This is a genomic window from Lactococcus formosensis, assembly GCF_037892375.1.
GTDB classification, from domain to species: domain Bacteria; phylum Bacillota; class Bacilli; order Lactobacillales; family Streptococcaceae; genus Lactococcus; species Lactococcus formosensis.
The window spans coordinates 176,842-197,058 of the sequence record NZ_CP141721.1; the positions used below are offsets into that span (position 1 = coordinate 176,842).

23 protein-coding genes and 1 riboswitch are annotated in these 20,217 nt (G+C 39.3%); of the genes, 5 read left to right on the top strand and 18 right to left on the bottom strand.

Translation table 11 applies throughout. The features are described 5' to 3' along the window. Positions 1–88 precede the first annotated feature (88 nt). Positions 89–514, bottom strand: a complete 426-nt coding sequence (locus VNN39_RS00870; RefSeq protein ID WP_004258727.1) for a universal stress protein — start codon at positions 512–514, stop codon at positions 89–91. Between the two features lie 117 nt (positions 515–631). Next, positions 632–1,414, bottom strand: coding sequence for an ankyrin repeat domain-containing protein (locus tag VNN39_RS00875; RefSeq protein WP_338997696.1), 783 nt, complete (start codon positions 1,412–1,414; stop codon positions 632–634). Between the two features lie 141 nt (positions 1,415–1,555). On the opposite strand from VNN39_RS00875, the gene VNN39_RS00880 reads away from it, so the two are divergent. Further along, complete coding sequence (locus VNN39_RS00880) at positions 1,556–2,338, top strand: Cof-type HAD-IIB family hydrolase (protein ID WP_338997697.1); 783 nt, start codon at positions 1,556–1,558, stop codon at positions 2,336–2,338. A gap of 73 nt (positions 2,339–2,411) precedes the next feature. On the opposite strand, the gene VNN39_RS00885 is transcribed toward VNN39_RS00880, so the two are convergent. The 3 genes from VNN39_RS00885 to VNN39_RS00895 all read right to left on the bottom strand — a co-directional run bounded on the left by VNN39_RS00885 (position 2,412) and on the right by VNN39_RS00895 (position 4,040). Beyond that, positions 2,412–2,921 (bottom strand): QueT transporter family protein, encoded by a 510-nt coding sequence (locus VNN39_RS00885; protein ID WP_096368547.1) that lies wholly within the window; start codon positions 2,919–2,921, stop codon positions 2,412–2,414. Continuing rightward, positions 2,920–3,023: riboswitch (PreQ1 riboswitch) on the bottom strand. (Overlaps the previous gene by 2 nt.) 65 nt (positions 3,024–3,088) lie before the next feature. Then, positions 3,089–3,808 carry a 3-oxoacyl-ACP reductase gene (locus VNN39_RS00890; protein ID WP_017368960.1) on the bottom strand — a complete coding sequence of 240 codons (720 nt, stop codon included), beginning with the start codon at positions 3,806–3,808 and terminating at the stop codon, positions 3,089–3,091. After that, positions 3,801–4,040, bottom strand: coding sequence for a DUF2829 domain-containing protein (locus tag VNN39_RS00895; RefSeq protein WP_338997698.1), 240 nt, complete (start codon positions 4,038–4,040; stop codon positions 3,801–3,803). The genes VNN39_RS00890 and VNN39_RS00895 overlap by 8 nt, the downstream gene beginning before the upstream one ends. Before the next feature lie 130 nt (positions 4,041–4,170). On the opposite strand from VNN39_RS00895, the gene VNN39_RS00900 reads away from it, so the two are divergent. Beyond that, positions 4,171–5,016, top strand: coding sequence for an SDR family NAD(P)-dependent oxidoreductase (locus VNN39_RS00900; protein WP_338997699.1), 846 nt, complete (start codon positions 4,171–4,173; stop codon positions 5,014–5,016). Between the two features lie 34 nt (positions 5,017–5,050). Here VNN39_RS00900 and metG read toward each other — a convergent pair whose 3' ends face one another. Then, a complete protein-coding gene (gene metG / locus VNN39_RS00905; protein WP_339007135.1) occupies positions 5,051–7,039 on the bottom strand; it encodes a methionine--tRNA ligase in 1,989 nt (662 codons plus the stop codon). Positions 7,040–7,268: 229 nt separating this feature from the next. On the opposite strand from metG, the gene VNN39_RS00910 reads away from it, so the two are divergent. Continuing rightward, a complete protein-coding gene (locus tag VNN39_RS00910; protein ID WP_019293785.1) occupies positions 7,269–8,129 on the top strand; it encodes an exodeoxyribonuclease III in 861 nt (286 codons plus the stop codon). Between the two features lie 30 nt (positions 8,130–8,159). Here VNN39_RS00910 and VNN39_RS00915 read toward each other — a convergent pair whose 3' ends face one another. Beyond that, positions 8,160–8,510 (bottom strand): arsenate reductase family protein, encoded by a 351-nt coding sequence (locus tag VNN39_RS00915; RefSeq protein WP_165713216.1) that lies wholly within the window; start codon positions 8,508–8,510, stop codon positions 8,160–8,162. 143 nt (positions 8,511–8,653) lie between these two features. Between VNN39_RS00915 and VNN39_RS00920 the strand changes: the two genes are divergently transcribed. Next, the gene (locus VNN39_RS00920; RefSeq protein ID WP_017368954.1) at positions 8,654–8,896 is read left to right on the top strand and encodes a GlsB/YeaQ/YmgE family stress response membrane protein; all 243 of its coding nucleotides are present in this window, start codon (positions 8,654–8,656) and stop codon (positions 8,894–8,896) included. Positions 8,897–8,957: 61 nt separating this feature from the next. On the opposite strand, the gene accA is transcribed toward VNN39_RS00920, so the two are convergent. Together accA and accD are read right to left on the bottom strand one after the other, a co-directional pair. Next, positions 8,958–9,713, bottom strand: a complete 756-nt coding sequence (gene accA / locus VNN39_RS00925; RefSeq protein WP_165713215.1) for an acetyl-CoA carboxylase carboxyl transferase subunit alpha — start codon at positions 9,711–9,713, stop codon at positions 8,958–8,960. Next, positions 9,706–10,572 carry an acetyl-CoA carboxylase, carboxyltransferase subunit beta gene (accD, locus tag VNN39_RS00930; RefSeq protein WP_339007137.1) on the bottom strand — a complete coding sequence of 289 codons (867 nt, stop codon included), beginning with the start codon at positions 10,570–10,572 and terminating at the stop codon, positions 9,706–9,708. The genes accA and accD overlap by 8 nt, the downstream gene beginning before the upstream one ends. Before the next feature lie 309 nt (positions 10,573–10,881). Here accD and VNN39_RS00935 point away from each other — a divergent pair, with 309 nt between their 5' ends. Beyond that, a complete protein-coding gene (locus VNN39_RS00935) occupies positions 10,882–11,817 on the top strand; it encodes a glycosyltransferase family 2 protein (protein ID WP_096368556.1) in 936 nt (311 codons plus the stop codon). Positions 11,818–12,613: 796 nt separating this feature from the next. Here the strand turns inward: VNN39_RS00935 and accC are convergent. The 9 genes from accC to VNN39_RS00985 all read right to left on the bottom strand — a co-directional run bounded on the left by accC (position 12,614) and on the right by VNN39_RS00985 (position 20,042). Beyond that, the gene (gene accC, locus VNN39_RS00945) at positions 12,614–13,978 is read right to left on the bottom strand and encodes an acetyl-CoA carboxylase biotin carboxylase subunit (protein WP_213495425.1); all 1,365 of its coding nucleotides are present in this window, start codon (positions 13,976–13,978) and stop codon (positions 12,614–12,616) included. A 211-nt stretch (positions 13,979–14,189) separates the two neighbouring features. Next, a complete protein-coding gene (fabZ, locus tag VNN39_RS00950; RefSeq protein ID WP_339007139.1) occupies positions 14,190–14,624 on the bottom strand; it encodes a 3-hydroxyacyl-ACP dehydratase FabZ in 435 nt (144 codons plus the stop codon). 13 nt (positions 14,625–14,637) lie between these two features. Next, entirely contained in the window at positions 14,638–15,111 is a 474-nt protein-coding gene (gene accB, locus VNN39_RS00955) for an acetyl-CoA carboxylase biotin carboxyl carrier protein (RefSeq protein WP_096368558.1), read from the bottom strand. Between the two features lie 92 nt (positions 15,112–15,203). Then, positions 15,204–16,421: a beta-ketoacyl-ACP synthase II gene (gene fabF, locus VNN39_RS00960; RefSeq protein WP_004258785.1), complete on the bottom strand. Its 1,218-nt coding sequence runs from the start codon at positions 16,419–16,421 to the stop codon at positions 15,204–15,206. A gap of 63 nt (positions 16,422–16,484) precedes the next feature. After that, positions 16,485–17,216: a 3-oxoacyl-[acyl-carrier-protein] reductase gene (gene fabG / locus VNN39_RS00965; RefSeq protein WP_338997702.1), complete on the bottom strand. Its 732-nt coding sequence runs from the start codon at positions 17,214–17,216 to the stop codon at positions 16,485–16,487. Between the two features lie 77 nt (positions 17,217–17,293). Beyond that, entirely contained in the window at positions 17,294–18,217 is a 924-nt protein-coding gene (fabD, locus tag VNN39_RS00970) for an ACP S-malonyltransferase (protein WP_165711358.1), read from the bottom strand. Positions 18,218–18,315: 98 nt separating this feature from the next. Next, complete coding sequence (locus VNN39_RS00975) at positions 18,316–18,537, bottom strand: acyl carrier protein (protein ID WP_003135454.1); 222 nt, start codon at positions 18,535–18,537, stop codon at positions 18,316–18,318. Between the two features lie 87 nt (positions 18,538–18,624). Next, the gene (locus VNN39_RS00980; RefSeq protein ID WP_165714379.1) at positions 18,625–19,602 is read right to left on the bottom strand and encodes a beta-ketoacyl-ACP synthase III; all 978 of its coding nucleotides are present in this window, start codon (positions 19,600–19,602) and stop codon (positions 18,625–18,627) included. Then, entirely contained in the window at positions 19,602–20,042 is a 441-nt protein-coding gene (locus VNN39_RS00985) for a MarR family winged helix-turn-helix transcriptional regulator (protein WP_004258807.1), read from the bottom strand. The genes VNN39_RS00980 and VNN39_RS00985 overlap by 1 nt, the downstream gene beginning before the upstream one ends. Positions 20,043–20,217 lie beyond the last annotated feature (175 nt).

The following is a 20,217-nucleotide window of genomic DNA, read 5'->3' on the forward strand; positions in this document are numbered from 1 at the left end:
GTAACATTTTACAGGCTTATCTTTCAATACAGGCTTTTAAGACATTAAAAAGCCGAAAGCTTCTGCTTTCGACTTTTCTCTTACTTCATCATTTTACAACCATAACATTACATGGTGCATGGTTAACAACATAACTTGCAGTTGATCCCACAAGTACACGGTCAATAGCGCCTTTACCTGTTGAACCCATAACAATTAAGTCAATATCGTTTTCCTCAGCGAAATCAACAATCTCTTTTTTAGGAGAACCACTCACTTGGAAAGCTTTGTACTCAACTTTGTCACCAATAAGCTTTCCTGCTTCATCAAGGATTTCTGCTGATTGTTTTTCTGCTTCTTCCAGGACAGCTGGCATGATATAAGCGGTGCCATAAAGTTGTGCAACATCTTTAGCATGAACTACAAATAAAGATGCTTGATTTCTTTTAGAAATCTCAATTGCTTCTTGAATAGCCTGATTTGCTTGGTCAGATCCATCTACTGCGACTAAAATGTTTTTATAATTTTCTCTCATTGTAAACGCCTCCTTTTCTTTATTATAAGATAAATTCATATCAAAGTCCAATAAAAAGTTTAAAATTTTCCTTTTTTATAACTTTTTTCTCATTGAATTGGGTTATATCCATATTATTTAACTTAATAAATCAACCATACCTGAATAACCGAGCTGTTTAGCATAGTCTAAGGCCGTTAAGTTATTGTTGTCACGTAATTCAGTATTCGCTTTATATCGCAAGAGGGTCTTCACGATTTCTTGATAGTGTGCTGATCCATCTCTCAATGCCACCGCCTCAATCAACGCTGTATATCCATAATTATTTTGATGATCAATATCCACTTGACCGTCTTCCAGTAACATTTTCACATTTTCCAAATGTCCTTTTTCAGCTGCTGGAATCAAAGCATTTCCTCCAAAGCGGTTGTAGATTTTTTGATTAGGTTTACTGTGCGCCAAAATATACCGTAGGATTTCAGTTTTGCCTTGGGCTGCTGCATAAAGGTAAGGCGAATCTTGAATATGGTCTTGTAAGTTAACATCCGCGCCGTTATCTATCAAGAGTTGAGCTAAAGCAACATTATTTTCGTGTGTTGCGATAAGCAGAGGTGATTCTCCTTTTGCATTTCTTTCATTAATGTCTGATTGTCCTGCTTTAATGCTTTTCTCAACTTCAGCTATACTCTTCTTTGCTGTTACAGCTTCTAGAATTTTCATCGTTTTAACCTCCTCTTTTTTCGAAATTACTTTCTCGTTTGTCGATGATTTCTTTTGTGGAGTCGACATCGTACTGCTTTGTTTAGTTTCACCCTCAATTGAACTTTTATTTTCTTGTGTAGAACATCCTGTTAATAAAAGCAAAGTTATTCCAGAGAGAATCAGAGATTTTATCAAAACAACCACATCCCTTCGTTTCATTCTATGCTTGTAAGCTCATCTTAACATTTATCGTATATTATTTAAAAAATTCTGACTTATAACTTTAAAAGGATTTTTTAAATATTCAAGTCTAGAAGAAAATTATTTAGAAAAAACATACTATTGTGATACAATGAACTTATGGAAAATATAAACGCTTACAAGGCTTTAGCCTTTTTTGATCTTGACGGCACCTTACTTAATGGACAGAGCCAGCTAGATACTGATGTCATCGATGCTATCCATGAAATCCGTCGAAATGGTGTACTTCCCTTCATTGCCACAGGGCGCGGGCATTTTGAGCTCGACAATATCATGGAAGCAACGGGTATCACCGGTGCTGTTGCTATGAATGGGCAATATATCGTTTTAGATGACCAAACGATATATAAGGACCCTATTTCAGTTGAAAATATCGAAAAATTACACAGTTTAGCTATTGAACAAGACGAAGCCCTTGCCTTTTATGGAAAGGACGGCTATTGGGTAGACCGCCACACAAATTTTGTACATGAAGCATATTCCTATACACACATGCCACTTCCCAAGATTAATCCTGAAGGCTACAAGACCGAAGAAGTCAACATGCTTTTACTCCTAACGGATAAGCTGTCACAAGTGGATTATTACAAAGCTCACATGCCCGAACTTAATTTCTTTATGAATGCTCCTACTTCTATCGATATTACAAACATCTCGACCAATAAAGGTACTGGGATTACGCATGTGAAGGACGTCCTCAACTTTAAAGGAGAAACTTATGCATTCGGAGATGGACGAAATGACCTTCATCTTTTAGCCGCTGCAGACCACGGTACAGCCATGGGAAATGCGGTACCTGAACTCAAAGAAATCGCTGATTTTATCAGCAGTAAAAATACAGAAAACGGCATTGTGAATGCCTTTAATTGTGAATGCCTTTAAACATTGGAACTTTATTTAGACACCAAAAAAGCAGAGCGTCCTCTAGACACACTGCTTTTTTTATTTTCTTATTTTATCGGGTCAAATCAATCCGCTTGCTTAACTTATCCATAATAATTGCACCAATAAGCAAACTTGCAAATTCTCCCACAGCTAATGTAAACCAGGTCCAGAAGAAAGGCATTCCGAAAAGAAAATGCATTTCCAAAGCGATAGTTACCATACTGATTGAGAAAAATATTGCAAAGTAGAAAAAGGCTTTATTGAGCTGACCATTGAAAAAATACTGTTTCATATAGCGTTCAAAAAGTAGCACTCCTAGAGTCAAGAAGATAAGCGTTGACAGACCACCCACGATAACGTCCACCCAAGTAAAGCTGAGGAAGTTTGAAATCATGCATCCAATAGTTACAGCAGCAATATATTTTTTATTAAAGAAAGCTGTAAAATTGAGCATTTCTGAAATCCTAAATTGCATAGGACCATATGAAATAGCATTGAGTGGTGGAGTCATCGTAAGGACAACATAAAGCGCAGCAACTATGGCAATCGTTACCATGTCGTAAACAGTAGATTTTTTCAATTTTTTCTCCTTTAGTGGCTGAATACCACGTGTAATATGCTCAGGCAAAGGTTAAAAGTCCTGAGGGTTGCTGATAATTTGCAACTTTTATATTATATCAATTTTCTGGAAGAATGAAAAGACTTCTATGAGGATATAAAAAAAGCTCAATCCTAAAGAATAAGCTTTTATTTTATCGTCCATCCACCATCGATAGGCACAACTGCACCCGCTAAATAAGAACTTTCTGGACTGGCTAAGAAAAGAGTCAAATCTGCAACTTCTTGTGGCTTCGCCCAACGTTTTGCTGGGGTTTCTTCTGCTACCCACTTTGCCATTTCCCCATTATTTTCGGTAAAATCTTTGGCGTTCATGGGTGTATCAATGGCTCCGGGAGCTATTCCTGCCACTTGGATGCCATGTTGTGCTTCATCTAAAGCCAACTGCTTAGTCAAACCGACAATAGCATGCTTGCTTGCAGTATAGGCAATGCCTCCGCCACCAGCAACTAAACCAGCAACTGAAGCCATATTGATAATCACACCGGATTTTTTTTGTTTCATTTGTGGCAAAAAAGTCGAAGTCATGAGAAACATACTGTCAAGATTGGTTGCTAGGATTTTTTTCCAAAGTGAAAAGTCCGTGTCTTCCATTGTTCGATAGTCATCGAGCTGACCTGCTGTATTGAGCAAGATATCAATTTCACCTACCTGTGCGGCTAATTGTGCTACCTTTTCAGCAGAGGAAACATCACAGACGATAGTCCTAAAATCTGCCGTGAATTCTTGTAAGTCCACGCCAATAACTTCTGCACCTGCTTGCATAAAAGCCTGAGCTTGTGCTTGACCAATACCGCTGGCAGCACCCGTCACTAAAACCTTTTTCCCTTTAAACTTCTGATTAGTCATTCACTAAAATCCAGTCTGTCGCTAAGACATCACAAGGTGTTGGCGCCCACATACTAAAGCCTTCCCCTTCTCCTCTTACATTGATAAGAAAATAAGGTGTAACTTGCAACTTTTCTCCATTATCAAGTGTAATACTGTCATACAAGGCAATATAGTTTTCTGCGCCTCCCCAGCCAGTGCGAACAATTTTTTTACCAGCTTTTAGCTGTGGAAGAATTTCTTCAAATGTCATCTTTAATTCCTTTCTGAAACTGCATATTTCTTCTTATATTTGTAGTGCTTTAATTTTAACATTTTGTTCTTAATTTTGTCATTTTTTGTCTCGGCTTGACAAGAGTCCTTGCTTCAACTAGAATGAAGCTATGAAAAATACAGAAAATCACCAAAAAATCGTCATCATCACCGGTGCATCAAATGGCATGGGTTATGAAGCTGCTAAAACCTTTGCCCAACGTGGCTGGCAGGTTTACGCTGGCGCACGTCGTATTGAAAAAATTCCAACTGATCAGGGAATTACCCCACTGAAACTTGATGTTACGGACACCAAAAGCAATCAAGACTTTATCCAACACGTCATTGAGCAGACTGGCCGAATCGATGTGCTAATCAATAATGCCGGCTATGGCGAGTATGGCCCAGCTGAAGAAATTCCCATGGAAAATGTCCGCAAGCAATTTGAGACAAATTTCTTTGGTGCTGTAGAATTGACACAGTTGGTCCTTCCCATCATGCGCCAACAACGCTTTGGACGAATCGTGAATATTTCAAGTATCGGTGGTGACGTCTATATGCCTCTAGGTGCTTTTTATCATGCAACAAAAGCAGCGCTGCAACAATGGTCGGATGTACTAGATACAGAAGTTAAAGCTTTTGGCATTCGGTCTATCGTTGTACAACCAGGCGGTACTGCTTCCAACTGGAGTACCATCGCTATGGAAAATGCTGAAAAAAATCTTCAGCCAGATAGCCCCTACCAACCTTTAGTTCAAACTGTACGTGCAGCACTCAGTGGAAACTTTGGGAGTTCCGCTACTTCGGCGGATTTGGCTCAGGTTTTTTATAAAGCAGCAACGGATAATAAAGCAAAGTCCCGTTATTACAACTCTTTGCTGGACCGTGTGATGGTACATACGGCACGTGCGCATCCTAAACTTTATATCAAATTTTTTAATCTAGGTTTGAAGCAAATGGGCAAACGTAAAAAATAAAAAGAGAGAGCAAGGAATGCTCTCTCTTTTTTTATTAGCCAATTAATGATCCGGCAGGTACATCCGCAGGTGCTTCAAGCACACGCAACTTACCATCAAATTCAGCAGAGAGAATCATCCCTTGACTGACATATTTCTTCATCATTTTACGTGGTTTTAAGTTGGCCACGATTTGCAGTTTTTTACCGACGAATTCTTGTTCGTTAGGATAAAATTCGGCAATTCCTGACAAGATTTGGCGTGGTTCTTCATCACCTGCATCTAACTTGAAGCGAAGCAAACGATCTGAACCTTCCACACGGCTAACTTCCAAAACTTCAGCAACCTTCAACTCAATCTTTTCAAAGTCATCAAACTTAATTTCTGGGAGAGTTAGGTTGAGTTTTACATCCTCAGGTACCCATTCTTTTTCAGGAAGCTTTCCACCAGCCATCTGTAACTTGATGTAGTCTACTTCTTCTTCCTTATCCAAACGTGGGAAGACAGGTTTACCTTTTTCTACCACTTTATTCGTAAATTCATAACCGAAAGCTAAATCTTCTAAGGAGAACTCTTCCTCAGTTAAGCCGAGTTGAGCAAAAATTTTCTTACTTGTCGCACGCATGAAAGGTTGCAAGAGTGCCGCAACAACACGAAGATTTTCTGCTAAATGATAAAGCACATTATTCAGCTTGTCTTTGTCATCTTCTGATTTGGCAAGGACCCACGGCGCTGTTTCATCGATGTATTTATTTGTACGTGAGATAAGAACCCAAACTTCATTTAAAGCAACGTTGAATTCAAACTTATCCATGGCTGTATGGAATTTTTCCAAAGTTTCAGCAAGAACTGTTTCCAAGGCAGCATCGAATTCTGTTGTTGCATCATTCTTAACCAGAACGCCACCATTGTATTTGTTGACCATAGCGACTGTACGATTGAGCAAGTTTCCGAGGTCATTTGCCAAATCATAGTTGATACGGTCAATAAAGTCTTCTGGTGAGAAGACACCGTCAGAACCAAAAGGCAATGCGCGCATGAGATAATAGCGTACAGGGTCTAAACCATAGCGATTTACCAACATGTCCGGATAAACCACATTTCCTTTAGATTTCGACATTTTACCGTCTTTCATCACCAACCAACCGTGACCAAAGACTTGCTTAGGTGGTTGCATCCCCAAAGCGTGGAGCATGATTGGCCAGTAGATAGTGTGGAAACGCACGATTTCTTTGCCGACCATATTCACACCCGGCCAGAATTTATCCAGTTTGCTGGTATCCTCTGAACCATAGCCTAAAGCAGTCACATAGTTAAGCAAGGCATCAAGCCAAACATAAACCACGTGTTTCGGATTAGACTTCACAGGAATACCCCAAGTGAAGGTTGTACGGCTTACCGCCAAGTCTTCCAGGCCTGGTTTGATAAAATTATTTACCATTTCATTTTTACGAATCTCAGGTTGGATGAAATCTGGATGTGACTCGTAATAACTTAAGAGCCAGTCCGCATACTTACTCATACGGAAGAAATACGACTCTTCTTCGACCCATTCTACTTCGTGACCAGATGGTGCTTTACCACCAATAACTTTGCCGTCCGCATCATGGTAAACTTCTTCCAACTGTGTCTCCGTAAAGAACTCTTCATCAGAAACAGAATACCAACCCGCATATTTATCCAAGTAGATATCGTCTTGTGCTAGAAGTTGTTCAAACGCCTTTTGAACGGCTTCTTCATGATATTTATCTGTAGTACGGATAAATTTGTCATAAGAAATATCCAGCATTTTCCACAGTTCTTTAACATCTTCCGCCATTGGGTCCAAATATTCTTTAGGTGTCATTCCCAACTCTTCAGCCTTACGTTGAATTTTCATGCCGTGTTCATCAAGGCCTGTTAAATAAAACGTATCAAAGCCCATCAAACGTTTGTAACGTGCGAGAACATCACAAGCAATCGTTGTGTAGCTTGAACCGAGATGTAATTTCCCTGAGGGATAATAAATCGGCGTTGTGATATAAAAGTTTTTGTTTTCAGTCATTTTTTTCTCCTAATTCATGGCCTAATGAAAGCCACTTGATTAGTATTTTTCCAATTGTAGATTGAAAAAAGCCTTGTTTCTATTATAGCATATCCTTTTCAAGTAAATCTTATTCTAAATAAGTTTTACTGATTTTTCGCTAAAATAAATTTACTCTCAGTTTCCCGTGTTATTTGCCAACCGATAAGGTATGTTATAATTAACCTAATAAAGACAAAAGGATTTTATTATGACTTACAAATTTATCTCATGGAATATTGATTCGTTGAACGCAGCATTGACCGGTACGAGTGATCGTGCAGCTCTATCAATGGCTGTGGTTGACCAACTTGCCACATCTGAAGCCGATGTTATCGCTATTCAAGAAACAAAGCTCAATGGTGACCTCAAAAAAACAAACAAAGTATTTGATGTTTTAGCCAGCCATTTCCCAGAATATGAAATTGTTCACCGTATCAGTACACCACCTGCACGTAAAGGTTACTCGGGAACGATGTTTCTTTATAAGAAAAGTTTGCCTGAACCAATCATCACCATGCCTGAGATTGGAGCGCCAGAGCCCATGGATAGCGAAGGTCGTATCATCACCTTAGAATTCCCCGAGTTTTTCATCACAACAGTTTACACACCAAATGCGGGTGATGGTCTTAACCGTCTGGACTTACGTGGACAATGGGATGATCAATATCGCGCTTACTTACAAATGCTTGACCTCCAAAAACCTGTCTTAGCATGTGGTGATTTTAATGCTGCTTACACAGAAATCGACCTTGCCAATCCTAAAGGAAACCGTAATTCTGCCGGATTTACTGATCAAGAACGTGAAAAGTTTGGACTTTTATTAGCTGCTGGATTTACAGACAGCTTCCGTAAAATTCATGGCAATGTCGAAAGTTACTATGCGCCAGAACGTAGTATCTACACATGGTTTGCTCAACGCTCTCGTACAGCTAAAATCAATAATTCTGGCTGGAGAATCGATTATTGGCTGGTTTCTGACCGCATTGCCGAGCAGATTACACGCGCAGAACCTTTAGATTCAGGTGCTCGTCAAGATCATGTTCCCATCGTTTTAGAAATCAATATCTAAAAAGCACGACTTTTGTCGTACTTTTCTTTCTTATTGTGCAAGCTCTTGATACGCTTCTTCTTTAAAACCTATCAAAATAATTTTATCATCTTTAACAATCAGTGGGCGCTTAACCAACATCCCATTGGAAGCTAAGAGTTTCGCTGCTTCGTGCTCGCTCAAGTCTGCTAACTTGTCTTTTAAGCCCATCTCACGATAAACCAAGCCACTGGTATTGAAAAACTTTTTAACAGGAACCTCTGCAAACCATTTTTCAAATTGCTCAGCTGTTGGTGGGGTTAGCTTAATATCGATAGCAATATAATCAATATCTAGATTATCCAAAGTTGCCTTTGCCTTACGGCAAGTTGAACATTTAGGATATTCATAAAAGTCGTACATTTGTCATCCTCCCTTGTTCTCTATTTTAACAAAAACTAGGGCAAAGCTGCTCGTTTTTATTACTTTTACAGGGGGATGCAATTTTAAAGAAAATAAAGATTATGTTAAAATAAGATAAGAATATAAATTAAGGAGATTATTTTATGATTTGGTCACTTATAGTTGGTGCTCTCATTGGTATGGCTGCTGGAGCAATCACGTCAAAAGGCTCAAGTATGGGCTGTATTGCAAACATTGTTGCGGGACTTTTAGGGTCATTTGTCGGACAAAAACTCCTAGGAAATTGGGGACCGCAATTGGCTGGTATGTCTTTGATTCCTTCCATCGTTGGAGCAATCATTGTCGTACTTGTAGCTTCCGCATTATTCGGTAAAAAGGATAATTAAAACGTTCATAGAGCGTTTTTTTTTACAAAAAAACAAGCAATTGTCCCATGCTTGTATAATATTAATATTTTCTAAAACGTTGGTAGCGGCTTTCTTGAAGTTCTTCTTCTGAAAGCTGGGCTAAACTATTGAGTTCTTTTTCAATTATCGTTTTCAAGTTTTCCATAAGGTTTTCTTCTTGAACAACACCCTCAACGATACCCATTGCCAGTTGATCTTCAGCTTTTATTTTCATCAAATCAGCTGCTTCATCACGACGTGAACCATCTTTCCACAAGATTGTCGCAAAGCCTTCTGGTGAAAGTACTGAGTACATTGCATTTTCCAACATATAAACCTTATTTGCGACTGCTAAAGCTAAAGCTCCGCCAGATCCACCCTCCCCAGTGATGAAAGTTAAAACGGGGACTTTCAAGTCGGACATCTCAAAAAGGTTTCGCGCAATTGCTTCACCCTGCCCTCGTTCTTCAGCTTCAATCCCGGGATAAGCTCCCGCTGTATTCACAAAGGTAATGATTGGGCGCTTAAACTTTTCTGCTTGTTTCATTAGGCGTAAAGCTTTTCGATAACCATTAGGACTTGGTTGACCAAAGTTTGTGGCTAAATTTTCTTCAAGATTTTTCCCTTTTTGGATTCCAATGACGGTCACAGCCTTATCTTGAAAAGTCGCGATTCCTCCAACAATAGCTTCGTCGTCTGTAAACTGCCGATCCCCGTGAAGTTCAAAAAAGTCCGTAAAAATTTCTGAAATAATTTCCCGTACTGAGACGCGGTCGTTAGCACGTGCTTTGTTAATAATTTCTGCTATATCAGACATTTTTTACACCTCCGTGAAATTTCAAAAGTAAGGCTAATTTCTCACGCATCTCTTGACGCTTAACTATAGCATCGACAAAGCCATGTTTCAACAGAAATTCTGCTTTTTGGAAGTCATCAGGTAGCGTTTGACGCACTGTCTGTTCAATCACACGTCGGCCTGCAAAACCAATCAAAGATTGTGGCTCAGCCAAGATAATATCGCCAAGCATGGCAAAAGAAGCTGTGACTCCGCCTGTTGTTGGATCTGTTAACACTGTAATGTAGAGCAAACCTGCATTAGAATGTTTCTTGACAGCTGCTGAGATTTTCGCCATCTGCATCAAAGACATAATTCCTTCTTGCATACGTGCGCCACCCGAAGCCGTAAAAATAACCACTGGAAGTTGTTCAGCAGTCGCGATTTCAAAAAGTCGAGTGATTTTCTTACCAACAACAGTCCCCATAGAAGCCATAATAAAGGTTGAATCCATGATTGCTAAAGCAACTTTTTGCCCTTTAATCATCGCTGTACCAGTCATCACAGCTTCATCAAGCCCTGTCTTTTCCTTGGTCACCGCAAGCTTTTCAACGTAGTTTGGGAAGTCCAAAGGATTTTTGCTTTCAATTCCAGTGAACATTTCTGTAAATGAGTCTGAATCAACTAAAAGCTTCAAACGTTCTGGCGCAGTAATTCTGAAGTTATAGCTACAATGTGGACAGATTTTACTTGCCCCAAGGTCTTGACTATAAATACTGTGTTTACAAGCCGGACATTTAGCAAAAAGTTCGTCAGGTACTTCAGGTTTCGTCATTTCCCCCTGAACAGTTGAGCGATTAGGGTTAATTTTAATATATTTTTTCTTTTGAAAGAGAGCCAATTATTTCTCCTTTTTATCAAAATTTTTTACATCTTGATAGTGAACGTCTCTCAGTAGATTTCTGTCTACTTACGTCCTTTTTATTTTAATTGTCTAATTATATAATTATACACGCAAAAATTAAATTCGTCAAGAACTAGATAAGTGTCTAAAAACGACTAAATCATATAAAATCATATTCTTGCTAGACGAGAAAGTGCGCCATATCCTACTGTGAGTAAAGCAAACTATGTTATAATATTAAGAGTTTAGTTCTATTAAAATATAAAATTCATATATATTTCTCATCAAGAAAGAAAGGAACTTTTCATGAAAAATAAAACCTTATCAATTATTGTTCCGGCTTATAATGAGGAAGAAACTATTGAACTTTTTTTTGATGAAGTTAATACTCAAACCTTGGACTTACCGCTTGATAAAACCTTTTATTTCATTAATGATGGTTCTTCTGATCGAACTCTCGAGGTCATTAAAGCGCTGAGTCAAAACTATCCCAACGTTAAATACATTAGCTTTTCAAGAAATTTTGGTAAAGAGGCAGCACTTCTGGCTGGTCTCCGAGCTGCTTCAGGTGATTTTGTGACCGTCATGGATGCCGATCTTCAAGATCCTCCAAGCATGCTCAACGAGATGTATCGTAAAATTCAGGAAGGTTACGATATCGTGGGTACTCGAAGAATTTCACGGAAAGATGAACCCTTTATTCGTTCGCTTTTTGCTCGAGCATTTTATAAGATTATGAACAGAATTTCTAGCACTCAAATGGTGGATGGCGCACGTGACTATCGCTTGATGACACGTCAAGTGGTTGATAGTATTCTCGAGCTACCTGAGCACAATCGTTTTTCTAAAGGTCTCTTCTCGTGGGTAGGTTATGATGTTTTTTATTTAGAATATAATAATGTCGAGCGGGTAGCTGGCAAAACCTCTTGGAGCTTTTGGGGCTTATTGCACTACTCAATCGATGGCATCGTTAATTTTTCAGATGCGCCACTTAGCCTGGCTACTTTTATCGGTTTTATTAGCTTCCTTATCTCGCTTTGTATGAGCCTTTTTTATGCTTTGAAAACCATCATCTGGGGTGAAATTGTACAAGGTTTTCCTACTCTAATTATTCTTATTCTTATGCTGGGTGGTTTACAGCTCTTATCTCTTGGTATCATCGGCAAGTACCTTTCCAAGGTCTTCCTCGAAACCAAACAACGTCCAAATTACTTTGTAAAAGAAGATAATATTGATAAATAAAAAAACAGAAAGTTTCAACTTTCTGTTTTTTGTATTTTCACGATGAAAAATGGATTTAAGGTTTCTGATGAATGATGAGGGCGGGACGGATACCGCCAAAGATACTCCTGCTATTCTGAGAATGATATCCGTATTAAGGTGCCCCACGAGTCCCCTACGGTTTACTAACTAAGCGGTAGCTGTTTGTAGGACGTTTTAATATATGAGAAAAAGAACGAAGAATTACCGACTGCTGTACTGTAGGATTATAAGACACTAATTTCACCTCGTCGTCTAATAATAATGCGCTTTTACTTTCACATTTCTACTAGATTTTTGTTCATACTATAAGCCATTTATGGCATATTTTAGTTGTTTTTCGTGTGATATAATAATGAAAGTAGAAGTTTGTGGACGGTAGCCCAACTGGGAGGTGATGCTTATGAAAAATTGTAGGCGATAACCTCACAATGCAGAAAGACGACAATTTTTCTTGTCAACTTATGAAACCTTGACACTCATGATTGCATTTTCATTATTAGTGCTCAAAGTTTACGATAAAGACAATAAAAAATAACGTCCAACTTTAGCGAGAAGACGTTATTTAACCAATATTTCGCTACCGTTCTTAATACGACTACTTGGGACTTGTTAGCGCAAGTCCTTTTTATTTACTCTTATTATAACATCGCACCCTAGTAATAGCAAGAGCTTTAAAACTGCGAGATACGTTTTCCCTACATCGGATGATGTAGTCAACATAACCTTACATGGATAGAAAAACTTGATGATTTACTCATCAAGTTACTTCATGCTTTTATTTTTCCAAATACTCCGGTAAAAATGTATTGGCTAAAAAACTGGTATCATAATCCCCGGCAATAACATTATCATCTGAAATTAATTCCAGTTGGAAATCAATATTGGTTGTTAAGCCTTCCACATCGAATTCCAACAAAGCACGCTGCATTTTCATCAAGGCTTCAAAACGATTTTCGCCATGAACGATGACTTTCGCAATCATTGAATCATAATAAGGTGGAATAGTATATCCCGTATACATAGCCGAATCCACACGTAAGCCTACACCGCCACTTGGTAGAAAAAGGTTAGTGATTTTACCTGGGCTTGGTGCAAAGTTAAATTTTGGATTTTCTGCATTGATACGGCACTCAATAGCATGTCCTTTGAACTCAATATCTTCTTGTTTCACAGACAGTTCTTGACCATCCGCAATTCGAATTTGTTCCTTAACGATGTCCACACCTGAAACAAACTCGGTTACAGGATGTTCGACTTGTACACGTGTATTCATTTCCATGAAGAAGAAATCGCCTGAAGCTTCGTCCAAGAGAAACTCAATTGTTCCTGCGTTTTCATAGTTCACATGTGCTGCTGCTTTGACAGCTGCTTGGCAGATACGTTCTCGTAAAGTATGTCCAATCGCGACAGATGGGCTTTCTTCAAGAACTTTCTGGTTATTACGTTGGAGGGAACAATCACGTTCTCCTAAGTGAATAACATTACCATGTTGGTCTGCTAAGATTTGGACCTCAATATGACGTGCGGGGAAAATCATACGTTCGATAAACATTGCACCGTTGCCAAAAGCTGCTTTGGCTTCAGCAGTAGCTGCCTCGAAAGCGGGGACGAGTTCTTCAGCATTGCTGACTTTACGGATACCTTTTCCACCACCACCGGCTGATGCTTTCAGCATGACAGGGTAGCCGATTCTATTCGCTAAAGTCAGAGCTTCTTCACTCGTATACACTTCACCTTCAGAACCCGGAGTTACAGGGACACCTGCTTTGACCATTTCTGCACGTGCGTTAATTTTATCTCCCATCATATCCATGACCTGGGCTGAGGGACCGATAAATTTGATATTCATTTCTTCACAAAGACGTGCAAACTTTGAGTTTTCACTCAAAAAACCAAACCCTGGATGAATGGCTTGAGCTCCGGTAGCAACAGCTGCTTCTAGGATATTATTCATATTCAGATAAGACTCTGTTGCGCGAGCTGGGCCGATACAAATGGCTTCATCTGCCAACGCTACATGTAAAGCATCACGGTCAGCTTCTGAATATACGGCGACAGTAGCAACACCGAGTTCACGTGCCGCACGAATAATACGTACAGCAATCTCACCACGATTGGCGATTAAAATTTTATTAAACATAGATTGATAACTCCTACCAATTTCTCTTTTATCCTCTAGTATGAGCAGAGGGCTCTGGAATAAAAAGAGTGTCACCAAGATTTAAAGTTGGTGCATTATTTGGGATTTTGGTGGCTAAGGCCACAATCAGTAAACTTGAAACTTTGAAACTTCAAAGTACACTTATTTTTAAAAGTTGCCACAGACTAACTGTGGCATTAATTGTAATTTCTTATTTTCCTAATGCAAAAGTTAAAGTACCTTTCGCAGCTAATTTACCGTCAACTTTAGCTTCAGCTTCAACAACAGCAATTGGTCCACGACGTTTGATAAATTTAGCATGCAAGATCAGCTGATCACCAGGCACAACTTGCTTTTTATACTTTACATTATCCATTCCTGCATAAAAAACAAGTTTTCCTTTGTTTTCAGGTTTTGAAAGTTCCAAAACACCTGCAGCCTGAGCCAATGCTTCCATAATCAGAACACCTGGCATCACTGGATACTGTGGAAAATGTCCTTGGAAAAACTCCTCGTTAATTGTCACATTCTTAATGGCTGTAATTTCATCATCTGCGATATCAATAACACGATCCACTAAAAGGAAAGGATAACGGTAAGGCAATGCCTCCATAATTTTTGTGACGTCAATATTTACTTCTGCCATTTTTACCGCTCCTTTATTTAATGCGTACTAATTCTTGACCGAATTCAACTACATCTTCAGCATTTACCATGATTTCAGTGATAATACCATCTTGAGGCGCTGGAATTTCGTTCATAACTTTCATTGCTTCGATGATGAGTAAGGTTTGACCTTTTTTAACTGAATCTCCCACACTAACGAACTCAGGTTTACCTGGTGCTGGTTGCAAGTAAGCTACACCAACCAAAGGGCTTGTTACTACTTCACCTTCTGCTGTAGCAACTTCTTCCATAACCTCTGTTTCTACCGCAAGTTCTGTAGAGTTTTCGCTTACAGGCAGTGGTGCACTTACTTTTGTTTCTGGAAGTGCTGTTCCTGTTGGCGCTGCAAGAATTTTATTTTCGTTTTTTGAGAAAGACAGTTCTCCTTCTGCTGTGCGCCAAGAAAATTCACGCAAGCTCGAACCGTCAAACTGTGTCATCAAATCTTTTACTTCATTAATATTCATTTTTATATCCCGCTCGCTTTCTTTTCCACAACCTAAGTTAAAGTGCACTTAGACTCTGAGAAAGAAAGCAGAGTGCTTTTCTTTCTTTTAAACTAATCCGTGAATTTTTTAAAGGCCAATACGGCATTGTGTCCACCAAAACCAAAGTCTTGTGACAACGCATAATTAATCTCAGCATCTTGACCTTGACCAAGAACGACATTGATTGTCATTCCTTCATCCAATTCTTTTGTTCCAGCATTCACTGGTGCAAACTGATTTAAAATGGCTTGTACAGTTGCTACCGCTTCGATAGCTCCTGTCGCTCCGAGAGCATGTCCGTGTAAAGCTTTTGTTGATGAAACCAATGCTTTATCCCCAATAACATTATGGATTGCTTTTGCTTCTGTTTCTTCATTAGCATGTGTTGAGGTACCATGTGCATTGATGTAATCAACATCTGCTCCAGTAATTCCTGCTTCTTCTAAAGCAAGTTTCATCGCATTTTCGGCTCCAACACCTGATGGAGTTGTCATATGATAAGCATCATTTGTGTTACCATAACCAACAATTTCAGCTAAGATATTTGCACCACGTGCTTGAGCATGTTCCAAGCTTTCCAAAATCAAGACACCTGCACCTTCACCCATAACAAAGCCTGAACGGTCTTTATCAAATGGACGACAAGCAATTGAAGGATCAGCCTCTTTTGTCAATGCAGTCAAGTTCGCAAACCCAGCAATACCGAGCTCACAAATCGCAGCTTCAGCACCACCAGCGATAATAGCATCCGCATAACCATGTTTAATCTCACGGAAAGCTGAACCAATAGAGTTTGCCCCTGCTGCACATGCTGTAACTTCAGCACGTGATACACCACGAGCACCAGTACGCAAGGCAACATTACCTGTCGCCATGTTGGCAATTGCCAATGGCACATAAAGTGGTGTTACTTTACGGGGACCTTTAAGTAGTGCTTGTGAGTTCTTTTGTGTTTGCTCCAAGCCACCAATACCTGAGGCCATGATACAACCTAAGCGATCGTAATTTGTGTTCTCTGGAGTTATGCCAGACATTTCCATAGCTTCAAGAGCAGCATAGACAGCATAAAGTGAAAAAGTATCCATACGACGTGCATCTTTTTTCTCAAAATGCTTTTCAAATGGGAAATCTTTAACTTCAGCAGCTACGCTGATTCCTGTTGCTTCAGCATCAAAGCGCGTAATTGGACCGATACCTGTTTTACCAGATTTAAGGCCATTCCAAAATTCTTCTGGTGTGTTACCGATAGCACTGGTTACACCGTAACCTGTAATGACTACACGATTCATATTTTTTCTCCTTTGGAGTTTGTTACAAACTTCTTTTTAGACTTATCTGGTGTATAATATGGGCTACATTGCCATACCACCATCAATAGACAATACTTGACCTGTCATATATTCTTGCTCTGCAAGGAATTTCACGACTGTAGCAACTTCTTCTGGTTGACCAAAACGTTTCATTGGGATTTGGCCCTTCATTGTATCCTTGACTTTATCTGAAAGAACTTCAGTCATATCTGAATCAATAAAGCCTGGGGCTACAGCATTGACACGTACATTGCGTCCAGCAACTTCTCGTGCAATAGATTTTGTCAAACCGATCAATCCAGCTTTTGAAGCAGCATAGTTAGCTTGACCAGCATTACCAATTAAGCCCACTACAGAAGTAATATTAATAATTGCACCTTCTCTCGCACGTGTCATCGGTTTTAGGACTGCTTGAGTCATATTGAAAGCACCTGTAAGGTTTATTTTCAAAACAGCTTCGAAATCTTCTTCGCTCATTTTCAATGATAAACCATCACGAGTTATACCCGCATTATTAACCAAAACATCAACCGATCCTAAAGCATCAACCGCTTCAGCAACCATGCGTTTAGCATCTTCCGACTGAGAAATATCACCAGATACGCCAACAGCTTTAACACCAAAAGAAGTGAACTCTGACAAAAGCTTATCAGAAATGGCTGAACGTCCATTGATAACTACGTTTGCACCAGCTTGAGCGAACTGCAAGGCAATCGCTTTACCAATACCACGTGTTGAGCCCGTCACAAAGACATTTTTATTTTTAATTTCCATTATTTTTTCCTGTTCTTATGATTTTGATTGCTCTCAAACCAAGTTCTACAGCGACAACTATCACTCATTGTATAAGTTTAAGCTTCTTCTGCCAGTAAAGCCTTGAATGAAGCAAGATCTTCAACATTTGTAAAGCTGGCTTCTTTGTCGATTTTTTTAATAAAACCAGAAAGAACTTTACCAGGGCCAACTTCAATAAAGCGTTGTACACCGAGCTCTTTCATTGTTTCAATAGACTCGTAGAAACGTACCGGCTCCATCACTTGACGTGTGAGAAGTTCTTTGATTTCTGTATCCTTCATCACTTTCGCTGTCGTATTTGAAATCAATTCCAACTTAAAGCTATTGAAGTTAACTTGTTCAAGTTCTTTGGCTAACTTTTCGCTCGCAGGTTTTAAGATTGCTGTATGGAAAGGGCCAGAAACTTGAAGCTCAATCAGACGTTTCACACCAGCTTCTTTCAGAAGTTCCACCGCGTAATCAACGGCTTCAGCTTGTCCCCCAATAACAATCTGTGCAGGGGTGTTATAGTTCGCCGGGCTCACAATCCCACGTTCTGATGCTTGTTCACAAATTTCTTCGATCAAAGCAGCTTCTGTATTCATCACAGCAACCATTTTACCTGATCCTGTTGGTGCAGCTTCTGTCATATATTGACCACGTTTTGCTACTAAAGCAACAGCTTCCGCAAAACCTAGCGCACCACTGGCTACCAATGCAGAGTACTCGCCTAAAGAAAGTCCCGCCACAAGATCTGGCTTAATGCCTTGTTCTGAAAGCAAACGAAGGATCGCTACAGATGTTGTTAAAATAGCTGGTTGTGTATATTGTGTCTCGTTGAGTTTTGCTTCATCATTATCGATTAACCCACGAAGATCATAACCCAAGACTTGACTTGCCTGATCAAAAGTTTCTCTGACAATGTCAAATTCATCATAAAGGTCTTTAGCCATACCCAATTTTTGAGCGCCTTGACCAGAAAAAAGAAATGCTGTTTTCATATTTTTAAGATTTCACAAAATTTAGATTTTTGTGACACTTTCCTAATTTTCAAAATTTATTATAAGTGAAAAACGGGGCTTTCACCCCATTAATTCTCTTATTGTTGAGCTTCAACATATTTAACGAGATCAGAAACAGTTTTCATGTCCGCTTCTGTATCTACTTCAACATCGAATTCATCTTCGATATCGTTAATGATTTGGAAAAGGTCAAGTGAGTCAGCATCGAGTTCTTCAAATGAAGTTTCGAGTGTTACTTCTTCTTTTTCTTTGCCGAGTTCGTCAGCGATGATGTCTTGTACTTTTTCAAATACTGCCATGTTATTTCTCCTTTAATGTGTAGAAAGTATATATATTATAGCGTGATAAATCACTCATATAACCAAATTTAGATGTTATCAAACTTATCAAAGATTGATAATGAGCGTTCCCCATGTGAGGCCGCCCCCGAAACCTGTCTGGACAATTTTATAATTTTCGTCCAAAGAAAGTTTACCATTTTTTATTGATTCTGACAAGAGAATAGGTATCGAAGCGGCACTTGTATTGCCATATTCTTGCATATTCTGCAGGAATTTACTGCGATCAGTCCCTAATTTTTTAGCCATTTTATCAAGTATTCGAGAATTCGCTTGATGCAATAAAAAATAGTCAATATCTTCAGGTTTCAGACTTGCTTTTTCCAAGGTCTCTTGGATATTTTTGGGAACGTCACGTGTCGCAAAGTCAAAGACTGCACGCCCGTCCATTTTTATGAACTCTGTAACATGGTTAACTTGACCATTAAGTTCAGGATTAAGTGCTAAATAATTTGCGGTGAGAGAATCGCCTCGAGAGCCGTCTGTTCTTAGGTTTTCAGCAATAATTAAAGGCTGTGTCCCTGTATCTTCCAAAAGGACACCTCCTGCACCATCACCAAAAAGAACAGCGGTAGAACGATCCGACCAATCCAGAGATTTAGACAAAACTTCTGCACCAATAACCATCCCACGTTTGTAGCCACCGGCAATCAGCTTCTCAGCCGTTGCCAAGGCGAAGACAAAGCCTGAACAAGCAGCTGTTAAATCATAAGCAAAGGCACGATGTGCGCCAATTTTTGCTTGCACTAAAGCTGCCGTACTCGGCATACTGCTGTCTGGCGAGATCGTTGCCACGATAATAAAATCAATCTGGTCCGCTGACAAATCAGCTTGAGCTAAAAGTTGCTCACCAACTTTTGCAGCCAGATCACTGGTATTTTCGTCAACTGTAATGTGTCGCTGCTTAATACCCGTCCGTGAATAAATCCACTCGTCACTCGTGTCCATGATTTTTGCCAAATCATCATTTGACACAATATTTTCGGGCACATAATGTGCCACTTGGGTAATTTTAGCGAAAGGCATTATTTCATATTCTCCAATGACTTATGTAATTCTTCAAGCTCGCCTGCAAGTTTGTTTTCGGTAGTTCCGTAAACACTTAACATAAGTTTTTCTGAAATGCTACGGAAAAATTCGCTGTGCGATGCACAGAGTGCCATACCTTTTTCAGTCAATACGATATAAGCCACACGACGGTCACGATCTGAGCGTTCACGCTTGATATATCCCTTAGTTTCCAGGCGGTTGAGTGTAATGGTGATTGTTGAAAGGGCTAATTTTTGATTCCTTGCAATGTCTGTAGCGCGGCAAGTTCCCAAAGTATGGATAAGTGTCATTTGTTGAAGTTCTTTCACAGTTACATCTGGGTAATCAGAATCCTTCAAGAACTGTTCTTCTAAGTTCATGCAGTCGTGGAAAAGTTGAATCAACCATTCATTAATTTTGTCAAAATCTGTTTTCATTTGTACTTCCTGATATTTTGATGATACAAACCATTTACAATACAAAATTGTACCATAATAAAAATAATTTGCAAGTGCTAAGTAGATTTAAAAAATACCTCTGATGGCTTGGATTACCTCTTTGTTCTGCTTTATAAAGAAAAAATTCAAAATGTAGTCGACAGCAAAAAGATGA

Excerpts from the sequence above, each read along its gene's own strand:
- VNN39_RS00870 (WP_004258727.1), bottom strand. The coding sequence starts at position 514 with ATGAGAGAAAATTATAAAAACATTTTAGTCGCAGTAGATGGATCTGAC.
- VNN39_RS00875 (WP_338997696.1), bottom strand. The coding sequence starts at position 1,414 with ATGAAACGAAGGGATGTGGTTGTTTTGATAAAATCTCTGATTCTCTCT.
- VNN39_RS00880 (WP_338997697.1), top strand. The coding sequence starts at position 1,556 with ATGGAAAATATAAACGCTTACAAGGCTTTAGCCTTTTTTGATCTTGAC.
- VNN39_RS00890 (WP_017368960.1), bottom strand. The coding sequence starts at position 3,808 with ATGACTAATCAGAAGTTTAAAGGGAAAAAGGTTTTAGTGACGGGTGCT.
- VNN39_RS00895 (WP_338997698.1), bottom strand. The coding sequence starts at position 4,040 with ATGACATTTGAAGAAATTCTTCCACAGCTAAAAGCTGGTAAAAAAATT.
- VNN39_RS00900 (WP_338997699.1), top strand. The coding sequence starts at position 4,171 with ATGAAAAATACAGAAAATCACCAAAAAATCGTCATCATCACCGGTGCA.
- metG (WP_339007135.1), bottom strand. The coding sequence starts at position 7,039 with ATGACTGAAAACAAAAACTTTTATATCACAACGCCGATTTATTATCCC.
- VNN39_RS00910 (WP_019293785.1), top strand. The coding sequence starts at position 7,269 with ATGACTTACAAATTTATCTCATGGAATATTGATTCGTTGAACGCAGCA.
- VNN39_RS00915 (WP_165713216.1), bottom strand. The coding sequence starts at position 8,510 with ATGTACGACTTTTATGAATATCCTAAATGTTCAACTTGCCGTAAGGCA.
- VNN39_RS00920 (WP_017368954.1), top strand. The coding sequence starts at position 8,654 with ATGATTTGGTCACTTATAGTTGGTGCTCTCATTGGTATGGCTGCTGGA.
- accA (WP_165713215.1), bottom strand. The coding sequence starts at position 9,713 with ATGTCTGATATAGCAGAAATTATTAACAAAGCACGTGCTAACGACCGC.
- VNN39_RS00935 (WP_096368556.1), top strand. The coding sequence starts at position 10,882 with ATGAAAAATAAAACCTTATCAATTATTGTTCCGGCTTATAATGAGGAA.
- accC (WP_213495425.1), bottom strand. The coding sequence starts at position 13,978 with ATGTTTAATAAAATTTTAATCGCCAATCGTGGTGAGATTGCTGTACGT.
- fabZ (WP_339007139.1), bottom strand. The coding sequence starts at position 14,624 with ATGGCAGAAGTAAATATTGACGTCACAAAAATTATGGAGGCATTGCCT.
- accB (WP_096368558.1), bottom strand. The coding sequence starts at position 15,111 with ATGAATATTAATGAAGTAAAAGATTTGATGACACAGTTTGACGGTTCG.
- fabF (WP_004258785.1), bottom strand. The coding sequence starts at position 16,421 with ATGAATCGTGTAGTCATTACAGGTTACGGTGTAACCAGTGCTATCGGT.
- fabG (WP_338997702.1), bottom strand. The coding sequence starts at position 17,216 with ATGGAAATTAAAAATAAAAATGTCTTTGTGACGGGCTCAACACGTGGT.
- fabD (WP_165711358.1), bottom strand. The coding sequence starts at position 18,217 with ATGAAAACAGCATTTCTTTTTTCTGGTCAAGGCGCTCAAAAATTGGGT.
- VNN39_RS00975 (WP_003135454.1), bottom strand. The coding sequence starts at position 18,537 with ATGGCAGTATTTGAAAAAGTACAAGACATCATCGCTGACGAACTCGGC.
- VNN39_RS00980 (WP_165714379.1), bottom strand. The coding sequence starts at position 19,602 with ATGCCTTTCGCTAAAATTACCCAAGTGGCACATTATGTGCCCGAAAAT.
- VNN39_RS00985 (WP_004258807.1), bottom strand. The coding sequence starts at position 20,042 with ATGAAAACAGATTTTGACAAAATTAATGAATGGTTGATTCAACTTTTC.